This window comes from Microbispora sp. CL1-1 (genome assembly GCF_012034195.1).
In the GTDB taxonomy this organism is placed as follows: Bacteria; Actinomycetota; Actinomycetes; order Streptosporangiales; family Streptosporangiaceae; genus Microbispora.
This window is the reverse complement of record NZ_JAATEK010000125.1, coordinates 1-1,473: the sequence shown is the minus strand read 5'-3', so window position 1 is coordinate 1,473 and position 1,473 is coordinate 1. Positions and strand designations below refer to the sequence as shown.

The following is a 1,473-nucleotide window of genomic DNA, read 5'->3' as shown; positions in this document are numbered from 1 at the left end:
CGGACAGGCGAATCCCACAAATTGATCACAACCCGATACGCGCCCTAGTCAGGAGACGAGCGGGCGGCGGCGTCGTACGCGGGACGGCGCCGCCGGTGGCCTCTCACGTGTGATGTGGCGGGGCGGCGTCCGCGCTCACGAGCCGGGCTTCAGCGCGTCACAGGCCGGGCTTCAGCGCGTCACGGGCCGCCATCAGGGCGAAGCCGAGCAGGTTGAGGCCCTGCCAGGTCGAGGCGGAGGCGGCGCGTTCGTCGTCGGAGGCCAGGCCGATGCCCCAGATCCGGTCGAGCGGGCTCGCCTCCACCAGGACCTGGTCTCCGGTCCCGAGCAGGAAGCGCGTCAGCTCCGGGTTCTGGCCGAACTTGGCGATGCTGCCGCGGACCACGATGTCGAACCGGTTGGCCGCCCATACCTGGTCGTCGAAGCCGTGTACGACGCGGCCGAGCTGCTTGACCTCACGCGGGTGGTCCGCCGCGAGGATCCGCTCGGCGGTCCGCTCGTCGCCGAACAGCCAGGCCTTGTGGGCCATCATGTAGTGCTCGGCGGAGGCGAAGGTGCGGCCGTCCTCGGTGAAGGCGGCGGGCCACCACTGCGACAGGCAGCCGCGACCGATGCCGCCGTCGCGGGCCGGCCGGTGGCCCCAGAAGTACAGGTAACGCGGGGCGCGGCCCGCCTGCTCGGCGGCGATCGCCTCGTCCACGCTGCGAGGCGGCGGAATCTGCTCGGACACGCCCATACCGTGCCACAGGCGGCCTCGTTCCGGCCATCGAGTTACGGCAACGCTCCTCGCGCCAATGAGGGCCCGAGACACCAGCGGCGCAACAGGCAGCCGACCACCCTCGGACCGCGCCGCACCGCCCCGGGTCATGCCGCCCCGGCCGACCTCCATCGTGTCCGGGTCGTTGAACGCCCCGGTCTCGGTGCACGGGGTCATGCGGACTCGGCCGCGGCTCGGAGGGCCGCGACGACGGCGCGCTGTCCTGGAGACGGATCTGACCTGGTCACGGCCAGGGCGGTACGCCCGGAATAGGCGGGGGCGTCCACCTCGACGATGGCGATCCCGGTGGGCAGGCCGGAGACGGCGATCCGGGGGACGGTCGTGATGCCGAGCCCGGCGGCGACGAAGCCGAGCCTGGCGTTCCAGTCGCGGATGCGGTGGGCGATGCGGGGCTCAGGCAGCGCCGGCCTGGCACCGAACTGCGGGTCGCCGCGCGGGCCCATACTCATGCTCGCCGACGCCGAGAAGCCGCCCCGGCGGCTCGTCCTCGGCAACACGCTCCCCGAGATCGAGGCCATCTACGCCGAGCGGCTGCGCGAGTGGCGGGAGTGGGCGCCGGTCACCGAGGCCGCGTTCGGCTGAGGTGCGCACGGCCGCCGTCGCTCGGCGTCCACTCCCCGCCCTTCCATCCGTACGTGGCGGGCCCGGGGGCTCATGTGCCGAGGGGGGTGCCGCGGCTGTTGAGGAGGATCAGT

3 protein-coding genes are annotated in these 1,473 nt (G+C 73.0%); 1 reads left to right on the top strand and 2 read right to left on the bottom strand.

Annotated elements, in window-relative coordinates:
* Window positions 1-157: 157 nt before the first annotated feature.
* Complete coding sequence (locus HCK04_RS40225) at window positions 158-736, bottom strand: NADAR family protein (RefSeq protein ID WP_142652764.1); 579 nt, start codon at window positions 734-736, stop codon at window positions 158-160.
* A gap of 194 nt (window positions 737-930) precedes the next feature.
* On the bottom strand, window positions 931-1,227 hold the full coding sequence (locus tag HCK04_RS40220; RefSeq protein WP_168066696.1) for a LysR substrate-binding domain-containing protein: 297 nt from the start codon (window positions 1,225-1,227) through the stop codon (window positions 931-933).
* On the opposite strand from HCK04_RS40220, the gene HCK04_RS44010 reads away from it, so the two are divergent.
* On the top strand, window positions 1,226-1,360 hold the full coding sequence (locus HCK04_RS44010; RefSeq protein ID WP_260617574.1) for a hypothetical protein: 135 nt from the start codon (window positions 1,226-1,228) through the stop codon (window positions 1,358-1,360). The genes HCK04_RS40220 and HCK04_RS44010 overlap by 2 nt on opposite strands.
* Window positions 1,361-1,473: the final 113 nt, after the last annotated feature.

What these genes read in the sequence shown, in the direction of transcription:
- HCK04_RS44010 (WP_260617574.1), top strand. Translation starts at nt 1,226, where the DNA reads ATGCTCGCCGACGCCGAGAAGCCGCCCCGGCGGCTCGTCCTCGGCAAC.
- HCK04_RS40220 (WP_168066696.1), bottom strand. Translation starts at nt 1,227, where the DNA reads ATGAGTATGGGCCCGCGCGGCGACCCGCAGTTCGGTGCCAGGCCGGCG.
- HCK04_RS40225 (WP_142652764.1), bottom strand. Translation starts at nt 736, where the DNA reads ATGGGCGTGTCCGAGCAGATTCCGCCGCCTCGCAGCGTGGACGAGGCG.